We start from the raw sequence: 17,126 nt of genomic DNA, 5'->3' as shown, positions 1-17,126 counted from the left end.
ACCCGCAGAAGACGGGACTGGGGACAAGAACAGGGGAACATATGTTAGGTTTCGTCTTGCAACGCCTGTGGCAGGCGGCGATCGTGGTCATCGCGATGTCGGCGCTCGTCTTCTGCGGCGTCTATGCCGTCGGTAATCCCATCGACGTGCTGATCTCGCCGGATGCGACGCAGGACATTCGTGCTGCGGTTATTGCCCAGTATGGCCTGGATCAACCGCTGTGGCGGCAATATTTCGCCTTTCTCGGCCGGCTGATCGAAGGCGATTTCGGCCGCTCGCTCGTCTACAGCATACCGGTCAGCCAACTCATTCTCACCCGTCTGCCGGCGACGCTGGAACTGACGCTGGCGGCCGTTCTATTTGCTAGCCTCGTCGGCATCCCGATCGGCATGTATGCCGGTTACCGGCCGCATAGCCTGATTTCCCGTGCCATCATGGCGATCTCGATCCTCGGATTCTCGGTGCCGACCTTCTGGTTCGGCCTGATGCTGATCATGGTGTTTGCCGTTCAGTGCGGCTGCATGCCGGCCGGCGGACGCGGCGAGACGGTGAACCTGTTCGGCGTCGATTTCAGCTTCTTGACCAGCGACGGGCTCTCGCATCTCGTGCTGCCGGCGCTGAACCTGGCGCTCTTCAAGTTCTCCTTGATGATCCGCCTCGCCCGCGCCGGCACCCGTGAACTGATGCTGAGCGATACGGTGAAATTCGCCCGCGCCGCCGGCCTGTCCGAATTCACGGTGCTGAGCCGGCACGTGCTGCGGCTGATCTCCATTCCGCTCGTCACCGTCTTCGGCCTGGAGCTCGGCTCGACGCTCGCCTTTGCGGTCGTCACCGAAACCATCTTTTCCTGGCCCGGCCTCGGCAAGCTGATCATCGACAGCATCACCTCGCTCGACCGGCCCGTCATGGTCGCTTACCTGATGCTCGTCGCCTTTCTGTTCATCGTCATCAACCTGATCGTCGATTTAACCTATGCGCTGCTTGATCCGCGCCTGCGAAAGGGCCGTGCCTGATGCGCGATACTCTGCTTGGCCGTTTCCTCGAGGAATTCTTCCGCAACAAGGTCGCGACGGGCGCCGCGATCGTCGTCCTGCTGATCGTCCTGACCGCGATCGTCGCGCCGCTGGTCACCCCGCAAGATCCGTACGACCTGACCAGCCTCGTGCTGCGCGATGCCCGCCGTGCGCCGGGTTATGTCGGCACCGGCGGTTACACCCATTGGCTCGGCACGGACTCGCAAGGCCGCGACCTCCTGTCGGCGATCATCTACGGGCTTCGCATCTCCCTGCAAATGGGCGTGATCGCTGGCGGCATCGCCTTCGTCATCGGCGCGGTGGTCGGTTGCTCGGCCGCCTATATCGGTGGCCGTTTTGAGAGCCTTGCCATGCGTATCGTCGACCTGCAGCTTTCCTTCCCGGCAATCCTGCTCGCCTTCGTCATCGCGGCCCTTCTCGGCCAGGGGCGTTATCAGCTGATCATGGCGCTGATCTTCGCCCAGTACGCCTATTTCGCTCGCACCGCCCACGGCGCGGCATCGGCCGAAAGGCAGAAGGATTATGTCGAGGCGGCGCTCTCCATCCCGCTGTCGCCCTGGCGCGTCGTCGTCAAGCACATCCTGCCAAACTCGCTGCCGCCGCTGATCGTCGTCGCGACGGTGCAGGTGGCAAGCGCCATTTCGCTCGAAGCCACCCTCTCCTTCCTGGGCGTCGGCCTGCCGCCGACCGAACCGTCGCTCGGCATGCTGATCGCCAACGGTTTCCAGTATCTGCTTTCCGGCCGCTACTGGATCTCGATCTATCCCGGCGTCGCGCTGATCCTGTTCATCGTCTCGCTCAACCTCGTCGGCGACCAGATCCGCGACCAGCTCAATCCAAGGCTCCGCCGATGACCGAAACGACGAGTGCTCCGCTTCTCGAAGTCACCAACCTCAGGACCTGGTTCCCGAGCGGACGCGGCGAGATCAAGGCGGTCGACGGCGTCTCGTTTTCGCTGGCGCCCGGCGAGGTGCTCGGCCTGGTCGGAGAATCCGGTTCCGGCAAGTCGATCACCGGCTTCTCAATCATAGGCCTGATCGACGAACCCGGCCGCATCGTCGAGGGTTCGATCAGGCTCGAAGGCCACGAGCTGATCGGCTTGCCCGCGCATGAACTGCGCGCCATCCGCGGCAAGACCATTTCGATGGTCTTCCAGGACCCGATGATGACCTTAAATCCGGTCCTGAGTATCGGCACCCAGATCAGGCTCGCACTCGAAGCCCATGAAAAAATCAGCGCATCGGACGCACGGGAAAGAGCGATCAAGGCACTCGCCCAGGTCCGCATCAGCGAGCCGGAACGCAAGGTGGATTTCTTCCCGCATCAGTTTTCCGGAGGCATGCGCCAGCGCGTGGCCATCGCCATCGCCCTGCTGCACCGGCCGAAGCTGATCATCTGCGACGAACCGACAACGGCGCTCGACGTGTCGATCCAGGCGGAAATCCTCGTCGAGATGAAGGAACTGGTGGCAGAACTCGGCACCGCGCTGATCTGGATCAGCCATGATCTGGCGATCGTCTCGTCGATCGCCGACCGCGTCGCGGTGATGAGATACGGCAAGATCGTCGAGATCGGTCCGGCGCTCGGCGTGCTGACCCGCCCGCAGCACGATTATACCAAGGCGCTGCTCGATGCGTTGCCCTCACGCGCCAAGCCCGGGCAACTGCTGCTGCGCGGCAGCGGCATCGCGGATGCGGCACCGCCGCCGCGCAAGTCGGCGACACTGAACCTGCCGCCGCTCGGCAGCCCCTATCTCGTCATCGACGATGCGATGAAGCGCTTCGAAAAGCCGGCGGGCCTGTTCAGGAACCTGGCGATCAAGTCCGGCATTTCCCAGCCGATGCCGGTCGTCCAGGCGGTCGACGGCGTGTCGATCACGCTGAAGCGTGGCGAAGTGCTTGGCCTTGTCGGCGAATCCGGTTCCGGAAAATCGACGCTCGGCCGCATGGCTGCCGGCATTGCGATTCCAACCTCCGGAACGATCCGTCTCAACGGCAAGCCGGTCATGAGTGACGGCCGCAATGCGCGAAAAATCACCACCCGCATCCAGACGATCTTCCAGGATCCGTTCGCGTCACTCAACGGCCGCATGCGGATCGGCGATATCATCGCCGAAGGTCCGCTCGCCCACAAGCTGGTGACACGCGCCGAAGCGCTGGTCTATGTGAAAGAATGGCTGGCAGCGGTCGGGCTCGATCCGACTTTCGCCAACCGTTTCCCGCACCAGTTCTCCGGCGGCCAGCGGCAGCGCATCGCGATCGCCCGCGCGCTCGCAATGCAGCCGGATGTGGTCGTCTGCGACGAACCGGTCGCCTCGCTCGACGTGTCGATCCAGGCGCAGATCATCAATCTGTTGATCCGCCTGCGCGCCGAGCTCGACCTTTCACTGATCTTCATCAGCCACGACCTGTCCGTCGTCCGGCATCTCTGCGACCGCGTCGCGATCATGTATCGCGGCAAAATCGTCGAGGAAGGCGTGGCCTCTACGATCTATGCCGATCCGCAGCACGATTATACCAAGCGGCTGCTCGCGGCCGTGCCGGTCCTGCCGGAGGCGGCCGAATAAAAAGGGAGAACGGATATGGAACCCTGGGAGTGGGACGAGGCCACCTGGCGTGGCAAGGTCAACAAGGTGCGCGCCGGCCGCTCGCTGAAACCGAAAGCCTGGAAGGACGGCGCGCGTTGCGCGGTCGCCCTTTCGTTCGACAGCGACCATGAGACCAACGAACTGCGCGACGGCGGTCAATCGATCGGCCGCATGTCCCAGGGGCAATACGGCAACCGCATGGGCGTGCCGCGCATCCTGGAGACGCTGAAGAATGCCGATGTTCCGGCGACCTTCTTCGTGCCGGCAGTGGCAGCCCTTCTCTACCCGGATGAGCAGCGGCGCGTCATCGCCGAGGGCCATGAGATCGGCCTGCACGGCTGGATCCATGAGGTGAACACCAAGGTTCCGGCCGACAAGGAACGGGAACTGCATTTTCGCGCCGCCGACACGCTCGAAAAGATCACCGGCATCCGCCCTGTCGGCATGCGCACGCCTTCCTGGGACTTTTCCTACGAGACGCTGAAGATCGAGCGCGAGCTCGGGCTGATCTATGATTCCTCGCTGATGGCCGACGACGATCCTTACGAACTGGTCGAGGACGGCGAGCCGACCGGCATGGTCGAACTGCCGGTCGAGTGGATCCGCGACGATGCGGTCTATTTCAATATGAACCGGTTTACCGCGCTCCGCCCTTACACCCCGCCGACCTCCGTGCTCGACATCTTCAAGCGGGAGTTCGACCGCGCCTATATCGAAGGCGGGCTGTTCCTTTTGACCATGCATCCGCATGTGTCCGGGTACCGTTCGCGCATCTTCGTGCTGGAGGATCTGATCAGGCACATCCAGGGCCACGAGGGCGTCTGGTTCGCCACCCATGCCGATATCGCCCGCTTCGCCAGGGAGAATGGCGGCGAGTGAGCCCTCCAGCCCAAGCTGAGCTGATTACCGATATCGGCGGTATTCAGTGCATGCGGTAGGTGCCTAGGTTTATCCCTTTCCCCGTCCCGGCGCGATGAAGGCTGCGATCGCCGTCTCGTCGAACCCGGCCTCCTGCAGGAAGCGCCGGGCAAACTCGGCGGCAGAAGCTTTCATCGCGTCGTTCGGGCGGATCAGGTGAAAGGCGACGTGGTGATCGATGGTCCTGTCGGACACGGCGACGACCCGGCCGGAGGCAAGCGCGGCGTCGGCAAGCGGGGGCCGGGCGAGCGCGATGCCGAGGCCATGCGCGCAGGCGTCGATCACCAGGTTATAATCCTCGAACCGCCGGTCCTGCCCGCGCGGCACGTAATCGACGCTCTCGACAGCCAGCCATCGCCGCCAGGCCTCGACATTGGAATCGTGCAGGATCGGCAATTCGAGCAGTGATTTTGCATCGGTGCGTCCGCCGAGACGCTCGGCCACCGCCGGAGCGGCGATCGGCACGAGTTTCTCCTGCCAGAGCGGCAGGCTGCGCACGCCGGCCCATGGCCCCTTGCCGCAACGGATCGCCAGGTCGATGCCCTCGCTGAAGTCCGCCAGCCGATGTTCCAGTATCACTTCCAGGTGGATATCGCTGGCCTCCAGCTTCGGCATGCGCGAAAACAGCCAGAGCGAGGCGACCGATGGCGTCACCGAAAGCCGGACGACCGCCTTGTTTCGGCGGGGCAGCCACCGCTCGTCCGTATCTCCGAGCAGGGCCAACGCTTCCTCCGCGCGGGCGAAAAACCGTGTGCCTTCCGGTGTCAGCGTTACGCCGCGGGCCTCGCGGGAGAAAAGCCGCACGCCCATCCAGCGCTCCAGCCGGGATATCTGCCGGGAGACGGCACCATGGGTGACGCCGCCCTCTTCCGCCGCTGCGGAAAACGATCCGAGACGCGCGGCCCGCGCGAAGGTCTCGAGCGTATCAAGTGGCGGCAAAGTCTGTGAGCTGTGAACCATACGCACATATGATCATCGATTGCGTTGCTTTTCAAGCATGGATGAGAGGCGCTAAATCCTGACTTCAAGTTTTGCCAGACTTCAAGTTTGAGGGAGAAAGAGATGAGCACGGTCGCCATGAGCACGGGAACGGATGAAAAACAGGGATTCGATGTGATCGCCTTCCTGGCGATCCTGGTGACTATCGTTTTCTGGGCCTCGTCCTTCGCCGTGATCCGTATCGCGCTCGGGCCGCTGACGCCGATCGAGCTCGCCACGGCACGATATGTTCCGGCCGCCTTGATCGCGGTCGTCTATCTCGCAATTGCCCGGCCGGCTCTTCCGGCCAAGGGCGATATCCTCCGCCTCGTCGTCGCGGCAGTGCTCTTCATCGCCGCCTATGCCGTTCTCCTCAACATGGGCGAACGGACGGTCGCGGCAGGTCCGGCGAGCTTCATCATCAACACCATGCCGGTCTTCACCGCACTGATCGCCATTTTCGCGCTCGGCGAGCGGTTCGGCCACTGGGGCTGGGTCGGAACGGCGATCTCCTTTGCCGGCGTGGCGCTGATCGCGGCCTCGGGAGAAGACGGCTTCGATCTCGATCCGAACGCGATCCTCATCCTCGGTGCCGCCCTCTGCTCCGCGATTGCCAGCGTGCTGCAGAAGCCGATCCTCGGCCGTATGCCCGCATTGGCCGTCACGGCCTGGCTGATGCTGATCGGCTCCGTTCCGCTGTTGCCGGCCGTACCGTCGGCCCTGCAGGCGCTCGCCTCCGCCCCTGCCGAGGTGAACTGGGGCATCGCCTATCTCGTGCTCTTCCCGACGGTGATCGGTTACGTCACCTGGGCAATAGCCCTGAAGCGCCTGTCGGCAGCCCGAGCCTCCAATTTCCTTTACGGCGTTCCTCCGACCGCAACCCTGATCGGTTTCCTCTGGCTCGGCGAAGTGCCCACGCTGATCGGCGCGATCGGCGGCATCATGGCGATCGTCGGCGTGCTCGTCGTCAATGTCATGCGCAGGAGATAGGTGAGCCGCCGCGATCCGGTAAACTGCAGATGAAGCAATGCAGGCGGCGCCCTATTTACCGGCGCCGTTCACGAATTGGAGAATGAGCTGGTGGACATTGCCGCCCTCGCTCATCTCCATCCGATCGTAGTCGTTGCTGCGCTTCTGCTGCGCCTTCGAAATCTCGCCGAGCTTGGCCGTCAGTTCCGTCCTGATTTTCGTGCATTTCGGGTCGTTGGCGACGCTGAGACCCACGCTCACCCGCTCGATCTCCTTCACCATGTCGATGATCATGACGCCGTGGACCAGTTCGTGCTTGTAGACGCCGGCAATGAAGACATCCCATTTCTTCTTCAGATCGGGAGCAAGCGCCGATGCGGGTTTTGGCAGCGTGTAGGTGATGATCAGCTTCGGCCGCGCCGAAACGAGCGTGCAGGCGCCATCAGTCTGAGGTCGGTAATCGCGGGTCCAGGTCAGCTTGAAATTGGTGTGGGCGATGGCGCGCACTTCCTTGCCGATCTTGGGGCCGCGCTGTCCGATGGAAGCGTAGAGATCGACGCCGGAATCACCGGTCACGGGATAGGTCTGAATCTGCTCCACCGGCTGCCATTGGCTCTGCGCCGATACATTTATCGGCACCAGGACGAGACAAATCATCGCCCGGAGAATTCCTGCACCTATCCTCACCCGTTCCCTCCCGCTTCGATCGCCGCGAAACTAGGGAGACGACGCCGCAGTTTCAACTGGCCAGATATGTTTCAGTGAACGCTATACATTACAACTTTGGTTCCAGCCCCTTGCCATATTTCCCTCGAAATGAATGATGACAGTTGCGTGACAAGACGTTCTGATTTGGTGCTGGAGAGTTCAATGGGAGAAAAGCGAAAGGTCTACGAGGCGCTGGTCGACGGTGCCATGGAAGGTCTGACCGACGAGGCATTGTTCAAATTTGTCACCAAACGTTGCCCGAAGACGTCGAGCAAGAAGATCGTCAGGGCGGCCCTGCTCGGGTTGAGCGATCCGCACTTGCGTGACCGGAACATTCTGGACACGATCTATGCGCTGGCCATCAAGCACCGCATGGACGAGTTCCGGGATGGCGAGGATGGAGATGACGAAAGGGACAGCTGGCCCGTGCCTTTCGCCCGGCCGCTCGACAAGGAAACGGCCCGCGCCGACCTGGCCCAGTCGGCCGCCTGCTGTCATCCGCCCTACACAAAATCTGCCTAGATTGCGGTTGTCGAGGGTGAGTTCATGCACGGCCGCGCCAATCTCACAGCCATGAGGCTCATGGATGCCTGCGAGCATCTGCTTTGCGAAGCCGAGGCTTTCGAGGATCTGACCGCCCGGCGGATCGCCATCGAGGCACATGCGACGCCTTCCGCCATCAGCTACCATTTCGGCTCGCAGGAAGAACTTGTCGCAGCGGTCGCAGAGCGTGTCTATCGGCGGCTCAATGCGGAACGGTTGAGCCTGCTCCGCAAAGCTGTCGACCGACGGGCGCCCGATCCGCCCGATCTCGATGAAGTCATCGCAGCTCTAGTCGGTCCCTCGATCCGCTGGAGCCTCGACCCGACCTCCAGCTATCCGGTCCTGTCGCATTTCACCTCGATGGCGAAGACCCACCGGGAACGCGCACCGCACTACCGCCGCATCATCGATAATGTCGAACATCACCGGGCTTTCGTCCCGCATCTGAAGCGGATCGCGCCCTGGCTCGACGAGGTCGATATCGGCTGGCGGCTCAATTGCGCGCTCGGCATCCGCTCACAGGTCACCCGCTCCCGGTCGCGCACCGAAGTGCTGACCAATTACGGCATCGACCTCGATGATCCGGACATCGTCATCGCCCGCATGGTCGAGGTGATCGCGCCGATGTTCCGCCGCTGAGCCGGTTTCGAACGGCATTCGAAATCCGTCACGAGCAGGAAACAAACCCCTTCTAACGGTCCTCCTGACGAAACCGTCTTCCATGGAGGCATCCGGTGCGACGCGAAACGACATTCATCCATCTGACCGACCTGCACATCGGCACCGCCGATGACAGCCATCTGCACAGCGACACGACCGAGACGCTGCATCAGGTGCTCGATCTCGTCGCGACCGTGACGCCGAAACCGCAATTCGTCATCGCCAGCGGCGATCTCACCAATCGCGGCGATGCGGAAAGTTTTCGTCGGCTGAAGGACATTATCGACGCCAGGATCGACGTGCCGGTCATCTATGCGCTCGGCAATCACGACACCCGCCCCGGCTTCTACGAGGGCATGGGCATCGAGGCGCATGATCCGGATGCACCCTACGACCACGACACGATCATCGACGGCATCCACATCATCACCATCGACTCGACGACCCCCGGCCTGATAGGCGGCACCATCGATCCGGAACAGTTCGACTGGCTCGCCTCGACGCTCGACAGCCATCCGGACCTGCCGAAGCTGATCGTCGTCCACCATCCACCGGCGCTCGGCGAGGAAGCGGATGCCGCCCATTGGCGGACGATCCACTTCCCGCAGTCGGAACGTTTCCGCGAACTGCTGAAGGGCCGCAACATCATCGGCATCCTCAGCGGCCATATCCATCACGACCGCGTCTCGGTCTGGCATGGCATCCCGGTCGTCGTCGGCACCGGCCAGCACGCCGCGACCGATATCCTGCGCACCGACATCCTGCGCATGGTGAGGGGCGCCTCCTTCGGCATCGGCACCATCCGCCCGTCCGGCCTCACCATGGCCTTCGTTCCGCTGCCGTCCGACCGCGCCGAACTCAATACCTATCCGCTGGAACTTCTGATGGCCCGGGCAATGCCCGTCGCTGCTGAATAACCCTCACCCGGAGACACGCAAATGCTGCGCAGAACCACGCTCAAGCTGATGGCAACACTCACCGCCGCCTCGATGTTTCCTCTTGGCCTCCCGGTCGGCGCCTTCGCCGAAATGCCCGCCACGGTCGATAAGCCGGTCACGATCAGCTTCTACAACTACAACCTAGCCTCCGCAGGCATAGGCTCCGAGGCCACCAAAGAGTTGATCGCTGGTTTCGAGAAGAAATTCCCGAACGTGAAGGTCGAGACGATCGCCGTTCCGTCGAACGAGATCATCAACCGCGTCCAGGCCGATATCGTCGCCGGCAAGCAGCCGGACGTCGCCCAGCTGACCTTCCGCGACCTGATCTTCGTCGCCAGCGACCTCGGCGGCAATGCGCTCGAGGACATGGTGAAGCCGGCGGAACTGAAAGAGCATCTCGCCGGCATGATCCCCAAGGGTCTCGAACTCGGCAAGGTCGACGGCAAGACCTACGGTCTCGCCTACACCTTCTCGACGCCAGTCCTCTATTACAACGGCGACCTCTTCAAGCAGGCAGGTCTGGACCCGAACAACCCGCCGAAGACCTGGGCCGACGTCAACATCGCCGGCAAGGCGATCAAGGAAAAGACCGGCAAGAACGGCTTCTTCCCGGGCGCCTACGGCCCGAGCGACGGCACCTTCGTCTACCAGGCGATCGTCATGTCGAACGGCGGCAAGGTGCGCGACGGCAACAAGCTCACTTACGCGGACAAGAATGCCGCCGAGGCCGTCAAGATGCTGCGCGACATCGTCGATAGCGGGGCTCATGCCAGGATCGATCCGGCCAGCGGTTCCGACACTTTTGCAGCGGGCAATCTCGGCATGTTCGTCTATACGACTGCGGTGCTTGGCTCCTACAAGAAGGCCGCCCAGGGCAAATTCGACCTGCGTATCGCCCCGATGCCGTCCTTCGGCGAAAAGCCGACCGCTCCGACCAATTCCGGCAGCGCCCTGTTCGTCTTCAGCAAGGATCCGGCCAAGCAGCGTGCGGCCTACGAGCTCCTGAAGTACCTGACGAGCAAGGAAGCCTACACGATCATCACCAGCAAGATCGGCTACCTGCCGCTGCGCCTCGATATCGTCGACGACCCGAACTACCTCGGCCCCTGGGTCAAGGAAAACCCGATGTTCCGCGCCAACCTGGAACAGCTGAACCGCCTCACCGCCAACGTCGCCTTCCCCGGCCCGAACTACCGCCAGGTCGAGAAGATGATGATGGACTCGGTGCGCGAAGCCGTCTTCGGCAAGGGCGATCCGATCGCAACCCTGAAAGCCGCCCAGGATCAGGGCCAGGACCTGATGCCGTAACCGTTACGAGGAGATGCCGGGCGGGTCTCGCTTTCCCGTCCGGCGTCGTTGCCCTCTCGGGGTTCTTTCGGGGGAAAATTCCATGACCGATATCCAGGCCGATCTCGCAAGACCGCCCATCCTTGCCCGAGCGTCCACGGCTGCCCGCCAGCGTGGTACGTTCACCGTGCAGCCCTGGCTCTATCTCGCACCGGCGCTCTGCCTCCTGATGATGTGGACCTATGTGCCGCTGGTCGAGGCGTTCCAACTCTCCTTTTACCAATGGAACATGCTGCCGACCGCGCCGCAGCGCTATGTCGGCCTCACCAACTACCAGCGCCTGTTCGCCCTGCCGGAGATGCGCGCCGCGCTCTGGAACACGCTTTTCTACATTCTCGGCCTCTTCCCGATGTCGGTGATCATTCCCCTTTTCGTGGCGATCTGGACCCAGGATCTCGAAGGCCGCGCCCGGACGATCTACCGCGCGCTGATCTTCGTACCGATGATCGTGGCGCCCGTGGTTGCCGCCATCCTCTGGCGCTGGCTGCTCAACGAGGATCAGGGGCTGATCACGCTCGGCCTGGAGACGATCGGTCTCGGCCGCATCGGCTTCCTGACCGACCCGAAATACGCGCTCGCCACGCTCACCTGGATCACCGGCTGGAAGCTGATCGGCTTTTCCACTCTCTTATTTTCCGCCGCCAATGCCGGCATCAATCCCTCCTATATCGAGGCGGCGCGCATCGACGGCGCCAGCCGCTGGGGGATCATCCGCGATATAAGACTGCCGTTGCTTTCGCCGACCATCCTGCTTCTATCGATGATGACGATCCTGTTCGGGGCGCAGTGGAGCTTTGCCTATATCAACGTGCTGACCAATGGCGGCCCGCTGAAATCGACCACCAACATCTTCTACCTGCTCTGGGAATACGGTTTCCAGACCATGTCTGCCGGCTGGAGTTCGGCGGCCGGCATGATCGCCTTTGCCGGTTTTGCGGTCATCGCGGCGGGATGCATGTGGCTGACCAAGAGGTTTGCGATCTATGACAACTGACGTTTCACCCGATCTCGCCTCACGCGCGTCTAAGGGTGCCAAGTCCGGTGGCGCCCGCCGGCTTGCGGTGCATGCGGTGATGATCCTCCTGTCTTTCCTGTCGATCTTTCCGATCTACTGGATGATCGTCACCTCGCTCCGGCCGGAAAACGAGACCTTTTCCACCTCGCTCTGGCCGTCCAACCCGTCGCTCGAAAACTATGTCTTCGTGCTGACCCGCATTCCGATGATCGGCATGCTGGTCAACACCACGATCGTATCCGCGGCGACCGCCCTGCTGCAGGTCGTGACCGGCCTGTTCGCGGCCTATGCGCTAGTGCGCTGGCGCATGCGCCTCTCCGGCGTCATCCACGGCCTTATCGCGCTCTCCTGGCTGGTGCCATTCCAGGTCACGATGATCCCCAACTACGTGCTCGCCTCGCGGCTCGGCCTCCTGGACACGCTGACCGGTCTCATCGTGCCGAATGCGGCGCATGCCTTCGCGATCCTGCTCCTCTATAACGCGATGCGCTCCTTCCCGACCGAGATCCTCGAAGCGGCGCGCATCGACGGAGCCAGAAGCTGGAAGATTCTCTGGCAGATCGTCGTGCCGAACATGGGCGCTCCGATCGCCTCCCTGTCGATCATCGCCTTCATTTCCGCCTGGAACGAGTATTTCTGGCCGCTGCTTCTGTCGAGAAAGCCGGAGAACTCGGTCGTCCAGATCGGCCTGCAGATGTTCATGACCCAGGAGGGCAATCTCTGGGGGCCGCTGATGGCGGCTGCCGCACTCGCCAGCCTGCCGATCCTGATCATCTATCTGGTCCTGCAGCGCCACGTCATCGAATCCTTCATGAAATCCGGAATCCGCTGAGATGTTAGCCCCAGAAAACGCGCATGAACGCCTGATCGCGCTGGAAGGCGCCCACAATGTCCGCGACCTCGGCGGTTACGGAACCGCCAACGGTGGCCTGACCCGCTGGCGCTCGATCCTGCGCGGCGACGCATTGCATCGCCTGAGCGAGGCCGATATCGAAACCTTGCTGGACAACGGACTGACCACCGTCATCGACCTGCGCAACGCCCACGAGATCGCCGTCGAAGCCAACCCATTTGTGGGTCATGCCGAAGTGCGCTACCACAACACGCCGCTGTTTTCGGCGCTGGCGCCGGTCGAGATGATGGCGAATGCCGTGTTGAGCTACGACATGGGCGACCGTTATAGCCAGGCGATCGACGACTGCCAGCCGGCGATTGCCGAAGTCCTGAAGACCATTGCTGACGCGCCGGACGGAGCGGTGCTCTTCCATTGCAGCGCCGGCAAGGACCGCACCGGCGTGATCTCGGCGCTGCTGCTTGCCAATGCCGGCGTCGATGAGGCGACCATCGTTGAAGACTATGCTCTGACGGCGACCATCTCCGGGCCGCTGATCGCGCGCCTCAGGGACCGCGCCCTCGGCCGCGGCACCTCGCCCGAGCTGGTCGATATCGTTCTTGCCTCGGAGCCGCGCAGCATGCGGCAGGCGCTGGACCATATCCGTTATCGCCACGACGGTATTGGGGCCTATCTATCTTCGCTCGGCCTCGATGAAACCGCACGGGAAAGACTTCGCAACCGGCTGGCCTAGGACCTCGAGGACGAGCACCTGAAGAGCAACAGCATGCTCAGCTCTGCGGCCGTGCGGCTGGGACCAGCACGCGGTCGACGATCCGCGAGTCGAGGTCGTAGACGGAGATCGGCGTCTCCTTGCCGATCCGCGTCCCGTCCAGCAGACGGATCAGATCATCGGCGCCACCGACGGGCTGGCCGTCGATGGCCAGGATGAAATCGCCCTCCTTCAACCCCGCCTGGTCGGCCGGGCTGCCGGGATCGATGCGGCGAATGCGCACCGTCGTCTCCTGCAACATGCCGGCCTTCACCGCGACGCGGCGCGGTAGAGCGGTCGTATCGACGACGATACCGATGAAGGCACGCCGCACATGGCCGAAGCGCAGGATCTCCGAGACGACGAAATTGGCCGCGTTGGAGGCAACCGCAAAGGCGATGCCCTGTGCGCCGCGGATGACCGCCGTATTGACGCCGACCACCTCGCCCGAGGCCGATACCAGCGGCCCGCCGGAATTGCCCGGGTTAAGAGCCGCATCGGTCTGCACGACGTCGTCGATCAACCGCCCTGTCGACGACCGCATCGAGCGACCCAAAGCCGAAACGACGCCTGATGTCACCGACCAGTCGAAACCGAGAGGGTTGCCGATCGCAATGGCGATATGGCCACGCCGCAGTTTCTGGGAATCGCCGAGCCGCGCCCAGGCCTGCACGTCCATGTCGGCGCGCACCAGCGCAATATCGGTATCGGCGTCGCGGCCGAGAACAGCTCCCTGCCCGACCGCTCCGTTGGCGCTGCGGATACGAACGGTCTTGGCGTCGGAAACGACGTGATGGTTGGTGATGATCAGGCCGTCTGGCGAAATCGCAAAGCCCGATCCGTGGCCGCCTTGGCCAGCAACGCCGCCGAGCCGCTCGATGCGGCTGACGGCGGGACCGACGCGGTCGACCGCGCCGGCAACCGTCTCCGAATAGGCGTCGAGAAGCACGCTATCTTCGGGGACGGGAGGATTGATATCGATAAATCCCATCACAAGAACTCCGGAAACACCTTCCCGGAAGAGGGAAGGTTGTAGAAGAAGCTGATGTGGTGGGCCTAAAAGGCGGAAACAAAAACCCGCCGTGCGGGCTCAGTCCTCCGCGAAGATCGGGTCTTGGGTGAACATGCCGCCCTGATAGACAGCGGCCGGGGATGTCGGCTCCGGACGCCCCTTGGCATCAAGCTCGGCGCGGAAGCGTTCGGCATTGTCCTTGGGCTTCCAGCCGAGGTAGGACGCGTGGGAATTGTCCCACCACTTGCTGTCATTGTCGGAAATGCCCCAGATGATCGGGCAGCCGAGCATCGGCGCACGGAAGACGCAGCCGATCAGCGACACGAAATCGTCATAAGACATCCAGCCGGACAGCATGCGGTGGTTGATCGGCTTTTCGAAGCAGCTGCCGATCCTGACGAGCGCCGTCTCCTGGCCGAATTTCTCGAAATACATGCGCGCCAGAGCCTCGCCGAAGCATTTCGAAACGCCGTAGAGACCATCCGGCTTCATCGGAGCCTTGATGTCGATGTGCTCGTCCTGGCGGTAGAAACCGACGACATGGTTGGAACTGGCGAACAGGATGCGCGGCTGGCCATGTGCACGGGCGGCTTCATAGAGATTGTAGAGGCCGAGCAGGTTGGCGTTGAGTATCTTCGAAAACTTGTCCTCGACCGAAACCCCGCCGAGATGCAGGATACCGTCGCAGCCTTCGACCAGCTTCATGACCGCGTCGGCATCTCCGAGGTCGCAGACGACCGTTTCCTCATTGGGGCCGGCGGGGCCGAGATCGACGATATCGGAGAGGCGAAGCGTTTCGGCAAAACCGGCGAGACGCGAGCGCATGGCGCGTCCGAGGCCGCCGCCGGCACCGGTGATCAAAAGTCTTTTCAAGAAATCATCCTCCGAAAGCGGCGCATTGGCCGCGGCAATCCAGTGATGGCCGGTCTGTCGGCCAACTTATTCGTGACAAGCGTCGACACTTATCATACATGTTGACGAAACCTGGTCAATAAGTTGGAGCGGTTCGGAGCGGCGCTCGACTTGACATATGGGTTGACACGATATTGTGATGCGCCGCTGCGCAGGGAGGAACGAATGAGCGTTGAAACCAGACTCGATACCGGCAAGGGATCGAGGACGCTTGTTTCCCGCCTCGGAGAAACGCTGCGCCAGGCGATTGCGGCAGGCCAGTTTCCGCCGGGCTCCCGCCTGCCGAGCGAAGCGCAGCTGACCGAGGCGCACGGCGTCAGCCGCACCGTCGTGCGTGAGGCGATCGCATCGCTGCGCGCCGACCGGTTGGTGGAAGCGCGTCAGGGCGCCGGCGTCTTCGTGCTGGAGCCGTCGCGCAACGTGCAGCCGGTCATGCTCTCCCTCTCGAATATCGATCTTGCCCGCGTATCCTCGATGATCGAACTCCTGGAGCTTAGAACCGCGGTGGAAGTCGAGGCTGCGGGGCTTGCCGCCCTTCGCCGCTCCCCCGCACAGGAAGAGGTCATTCTCGATCGCCATTATGCGGTCCGCGCCTGTCTCGAGGCCGCAAAACCAACCAGCGAGGCGGATTTCGCGCTGCATCTTGCCATTGCCGAAGCCACCAACAATCCGCGTTTCCGCGAATTCCTGACCATGATCGGCCGCAGCCTGATCCCGCGCGCGGCCCTGCGCCCGGACGATTCGGAGGCTGACCAGGCTGCCTATATCAAGCTGCTCGACGAGGAGCACAACGCCATCGTCGTGGCGATTTCCGACGGCGACGAGGAACGCGCCCGCGACGCGATGCGCCGGCATCTGCGGGGCGCGCAGCTGCGCTATCGCACCCTCCTCCGGGAGCTGCGCGAATCTGTAAGATGACTTGTTGACACAAGTCGAGGCGACCTGTACGACAATTTTTGTCTGGAGGAGACGCTTACAAAGGAATTTTCTGAATGATGACGCCTGAAGAAATCAAGGTTGCACTTGGTGCCGGCCTGCTGTCCTTTCCGGTCACCCATTTCGACGCGGAAGGGGAGTTTCAGCCGGAAAGCTATCGCCGCCATGTGGAATGGCTGTCGGGCTATGATGCACCGGTGCTGTTTGCCGCCGGCGGCACGGGCGAATTCTTCTCGCTGTCTCCCAATGAAGTCCCCACAATCGTTTCCGCCGCCAAGGAGGCCGCCGGCAAGACGGCGATCGTCTCCGGCTGCGGTTTCGGCACCCATGTCGGCGTGGAAATGGCCCGCGCGGTCGAAAAGGCCGGCGCCGATGGCATCCTGCTGCTGCCGCATTACATGATCGATGCGCCGCAGGAAGGCCTTTACCAGCATGTGAAGCGCATCTGCCAGTCGGTCGGCATCGGTGTCATGGTCTATAACCGCGACAACTCGATCCTGTCGGTCGACACGCTGAAGCGCCTCTGCGACGAGTGCCCGAACCTGATCGGCTTCAAGGACGGCAGCGGCGATATCGGGCTTGTCCGACAGATCACCGCCACCATGGGCGACCGGCTGATGTATCTCGGCGGCATGCCGACCGCCGAACTTTTCGCCGAAGCCTATCTCGGCGCCGGCTTCACCACTTATTCGTCGGCGGTCTTCAACTTCGTGCCGGGTCTTGCGGTCGACTTCTACAAGTCGCTGCGCGCAGGCAACCGTGCCCGCTGCGAGGAAATCCTCAAGGACTTCTTCTATCCCTTCATGGCCATCCGCAATCGCCGCAAGGGTTATGCCGTCTCGGCCATCAAGGCCGGTGTGCGCCTGCAGGGTTTCGACGCCGGCAAGGTGCGCCCGCCGCTCGACGACCTGACGGCGGAAGAAGAAGAGATGCTCCTGAAGCTCATCGGCCCCTGGAAGCGCTAA

Annotated in this window: 18 protein-coding genes; 14 read left to right on the top strand and 4 right to left on the bottom strand. The window is 62.7% G+C overall.

Going from position 1 to position 17,126, the window contains the following annotated elements; all coding sequences use genetic code 11:
* The first annotated feature begins 41 nt into the window (after positions 1-41).
* From C5J26_RS04525 to C5J26_RS04510, 4 genes are read left to right on the top strand one after another with little or no spacing between them, the layout of a single operon-like run.
* A complete protein-coding gene (locus tag C5J26_RS04525; RefSeq protein WP_105400672.1) occupies positions 42-1,013 on the top strand; it encodes an ABC transporter permease in 972 nt (323 codons plus the stop codon).
* Entirely contained in the window at positions 1,013-1,888 is an 876-nt protein-coding gene (locus C5J26_RS04520; RefSeq protein WP_046667477.1) for an ABC transporter permease, read from the top strand. Before C5J26_RS04525 ends, C5J26_RS04520 begins: the two co-directional genes overlap by 1 nt.
* A complete protein-coding gene (locus tag C5J26_RS04515; RefSeq protein ID WP_105400671.1) occupies positions 1,885-3,600 on the top strand; it encodes an ABC transporter ATP-binding protein in 1,716 nt (571 codons plus the stop codon). The genes C5J26_RS04520 and C5J26_RS04515 overlap by 4 nt, the downstream gene beginning before the upstream one ends.
* Before the next feature lie 15 nt (positions 3,601-3,615).
* On the top strand, positions 3,616-4,500 hold the full coding sequence (locus tag C5J26_RS04510) for a polysaccharide deacetylase (protein WP_105400670.1): 885 nt from the start codon (positions 3,616-3,618) through the stop codon (positions 4,498-4,500).
* A gap of 69 nt (positions 4,501-4,569) precedes the next feature.
* Here C5J26_RS04510 and C5J26_RS04505 read toward each other — a convergent pair whose 3' ends face one another.
* Positions 4,570-5,499, bottom strand: coding sequence for a LysR substrate-binding domain-containing protein (locus tag C5J26_RS04505; RefSeq protein ID WP_105400669.1), 930 nt, complete (start codon positions 5,497-5,499; stop codon positions 4,570-4,572).
* Positions 5,500-5,601: 102 nt separating this feature from the next.
* On the opposite strand from C5J26_RS04505, the gene C5J26_RS04500 reads away from it, so the two are divergent.
* The gene (locus C5J26_RS04500) at positions 5,602-6,507 is read left to right on the top strand and encodes a DMT family transporter (protein ID WP_105400668.1); all 906 of its coding nucleotides are present in this window, start codon (positions 5,602-5,604) and stop codon (positions 6,505-6,507) included.
* Between the two features lie 51 nt (positions 6,508-6,558).
* On the opposite strand, the gene C5J26_RS04495 is transcribed toward C5J26_RS04500, so the two are convergent.
* A complete protein-coding gene (locus C5J26_RS04495) occupies positions 6,559-7,143 on the bottom strand; it encodes a DUF922 domain-containing Zn-dependent protease (protein ID WP_172723829.1) in 585 nt (194 codons plus the stop codon).
* A gap of 213 nt (positions 7,144-7,356) precedes the next feature.
* Between C5J26_RS04495 and C5J26_RS04490 the strand changes: the two genes are divergently transcribed.
* The 7 genes from C5J26_RS04490 (at position 7,357) to C5J26_RS04460 (ending at position 13,283) form a co-directional block, all read left to right on the top strand.
* Complete coding sequence (locus C5J26_RS04490) at positions 7,357-7,716, top strand: hypothetical protein (protein WP_105400666.1); 360 nt, start codon at positions 7,357-7,359, stop codon at positions 7,714-7,716.
* 24 nt (positions 7,717-7,740) lie between these two features.
* Complete coding sequence (locus C5J26_RS04485; protein WP_105400665.1) at positions 7,741-8,376, top strand: TetR family transcriptional regulator; 636 nt, start codon at positions 7,741-7,743, stop codon at positions 8,374-8,376.
* 95 nt (positions 8,377-8,471) lie between these two features.
* Positions 8,472-9,314, top strand: coding sequence for a metallophosphoesterase (locus tag C5J26_RS04480; protein WP_105400664.1), 843 nt, complete (start codon positions 8,472-8,474; stop codon positions 9,312-9,314).
* Between the two features lie 21 nt (positions 9,315-9,335).
* Positions 9,336-10,643, top strand: a complete 1,308-nt coding sequence (locus C5J26_RS04475) for an ABC transporter substrate-binding protein (protein ID WP_105400663.1) — start codon at positions 9,336-9,338, stop codon at positions 10,641-10,643.
* A gap of 82 nt (positions 10,644-10,725) precedes the next feature.
* On the top strand, positions 10,726-11,676 hold the full coding sequence (locus tag C5J26_RS04470) for a carbohydrate ABC transporter permease (protein WP_105400662.1): 951 nt from the start codon (positions 10,726-10,728) through the stop codon (positions 11,674-11,676).
* Positions 11,666-12,529, top strand: coding sequence for a carbohydrate ABC transporter permease (locus C5J26_RS04465; protein ID WP_105400661.1), 864 nt, complete (start codon positions 11,666-11,668; stop codon positions 12,527-12,529). The genes C5J26_RS04470 and C5J26_RS04465 overlap by 11 nt, the downstream gene beginning before the upstream one ends.
* A gap of 1 nt (position 12,530) precedes the next feature.
* Positions 12,531-13,283, top strand: coding sequence for a tyrosine-protein phosphatase (locus tag C5J26_RS04460; protein ID WP_105400660.1), 753 nt, complete (start codon positions 12,531-12,533; stop codon positions 13,281-13,283).
* 37 nt (positions 13,284-13,320) lie between these two features.
* On the opposite strand, the gene C5J26_RS04455 is transcribed toward C5J26_RS04460, so the two are convergent.
* Both C5J26_RS04455 and C5J26_RS04450 read right to left on the bottom strand, forming a co-directional pair.
* Positions 13,321-14,292 carry a S1C family serine protease gene (locus C5J26_RS04455; protein ID WP_105400659.1) on the bottom strand — a complete coding sequence of 324 codons (972 nt, stop codon included), beginning with the start codon at positions 14,290-14,292 and terminating at the stop codon, positions 13,321-13,323.
* Positions 14,293-14,391: 99 nt separating this feature from the next.
* Positions 14,392-15,186, bottom strand: a complete 795-nt coding sequence (locus C5J26_RS04450) for an NAD(P)-dependent oxidoreductase (RefSeq protein WP_105400658.1) — start codon at positions 15,184-15,186, stop codon at positions 14,392-14,394.
* Between the two features lie 204 nt (positions 15,187-15,390).
* On the opposite strand from C5J26_RS04450, the gene C5J26_RS04445 reads away from it, so the two are divergent.
* Entirely contained in the window at positions 15,391-16,143 is a 753-nt protein-coding gene (locus C5J26_RS04445) for a FadR/GntR family transcriptional regulator (RefSeq protein ID WP_105400657.1), read from the top strand.
* A 77-nt stretch (positions 16,144-16,220) separates the two neighbouring features.
* Positions 16,221-17,126, top strand: coding sequence for a 5-dehydro-4-deoxyglucarate dehydratase (gene kdgD, locus C5J26_RS04440; protein WP_105400952.1), 906 nt, complete (start codon positions 16,221-16,223; stop codon positions 17,124-17,126).

The organism is Neorhizobium sp. T7_12, assembly GCF_002968535.1.
Taxonomy (GTDB): Bacteria; Pseudomonadota; Alphaproteobacteria; order Rhizobiales; family Rhizobiaceae; genus Neorhizobium; species Neorhizobium tomejilense.
The sequence above is the reverse complement of the archived record's forward strand: the minus strand, read 5'-3'. Positions and strand labels throughout refer to the sequence as shown.

What these genes read in the sequence shown, in the direction of transcription:
- C5J26_RS04460 (WP_105400660.1), top strand. Translation starts at nt 12,531, where the DNA reads ATGTTAGCCCCAGAAAACGCGCATGAACGCCTGATCGCGCTGGAAGGC.
- C5J26_RS04470 (WP_105400662.1), top strand. Translation starts at nt 10,726, where the DNA reads ATGACCGATATCCAGGCCGATCTCGCAAGACCGCCCATCCTTGCCCGA.
- kdgD (WP_105400952.1), top strand. Translation starts at nt 16,221, where the DNA reads ATGACGCCTGAAGAAATCAAGGTTGCACTTGGTGCCGGCCTGCTGTCC.
- C5J26_RS04505 (WP_105400669.1), bottom strand. Translation starts at nt 5,499, where the DNA reads ATGGTTCACAGCTCACAGACTTTGCCGCCACTTGATACGCTCGAGACC.
- C5J26_RS04490 (WP_105400666.1), top strand. Translation starts at nt 7,357, where the DNA reads ATGGGAGAAAAGCGAAAGGTCTACGAGGCGCTGGTCGACGGTGCCATG.
- C5J26_RS04475 (WP_105400663.1), top strand. Translation starts at nt 9,336, where the DNA reads ATGCTGCGCAGAACCACGCTCAAGCTGATGGCAACACTCACCGCCGCC.
- C5J26_RS04495 (WP_172723829.1), bottom strand. Translation starts at nt 7,143, where the DNA reads ATGATTTGTCTCGTCCTGGTGCCGATAAATGTATCGGCGCAGAGCCAA.
- C5J26_RS04485 (WP_105400665.1), top strand. Translation starts at nt 7,741, where the DNA reads ATGCACGGCCGCGCCAATCTCACAGCCATGAGGCTCATGGATGCCTGC.
- C5J26_RS04465 (WP_105400661.1), top strand. Translation starts at nt 11,666, where the DNA reads ATGACAACTGACGTTTCACCCGATCTCGCCTCACGCGCGTCTAAGGGT.
- C5J26_RS04500 (WP_105400668.1), top strand. Translation starts at nt 5,602, where the DNA reads ATGAGCACGGTCGCCATGAGCACGGGAACGGATGAAAAACAGGGATTC.
- C5J26_RS04445 (WP_105400657.1), top strand. Translation starts at nt 15,391, where the DNA reads ATGAGCGTTGAAACCAGACTCGATACCGGCAAGGGATCGAGGACGCTT.
- C5J26_RS04520 (WP_046667477.1), top strand. Translation starts at nt 1,013, where the DNA reads ATGCGCGATACTCTGCTTGGCCGTTTCCTCGAGGAATTCTTCCGCAAC.
- C5J26_RS04515 (WP_105400671.1), top strand. Translation starts at nt 1,885, where the DNA reads ATGACCGAAACGACGAGTGCTCCGCTTCTCGAAGTCACCAACCTCAGG.
- C5J26_RS04455 (WP_105400659.1), bottom strand. Translation starts at nt 14,292, where the DNA reads ATGGGATTTATCGATATCAATCCTCCCGTCCCCGAAGATAGCGTGCTT.
- C5J26_RS04510 (WP_105400670.1), top strand. Translation starts at nt 3,616, where the DNA reads ATGGAACCCTGGGAGTGGGACGAGGCCACCTGGCGTGGCAAGGTCAAC.
- C5J26_RS04525 (WP_105400672.1), top strand. Translation starts at nt 42, where the DNA reads ATGTTAGGTTTCGTCTTGCAACGCCTGTGGCAGGCGGCGATCGTGGTC.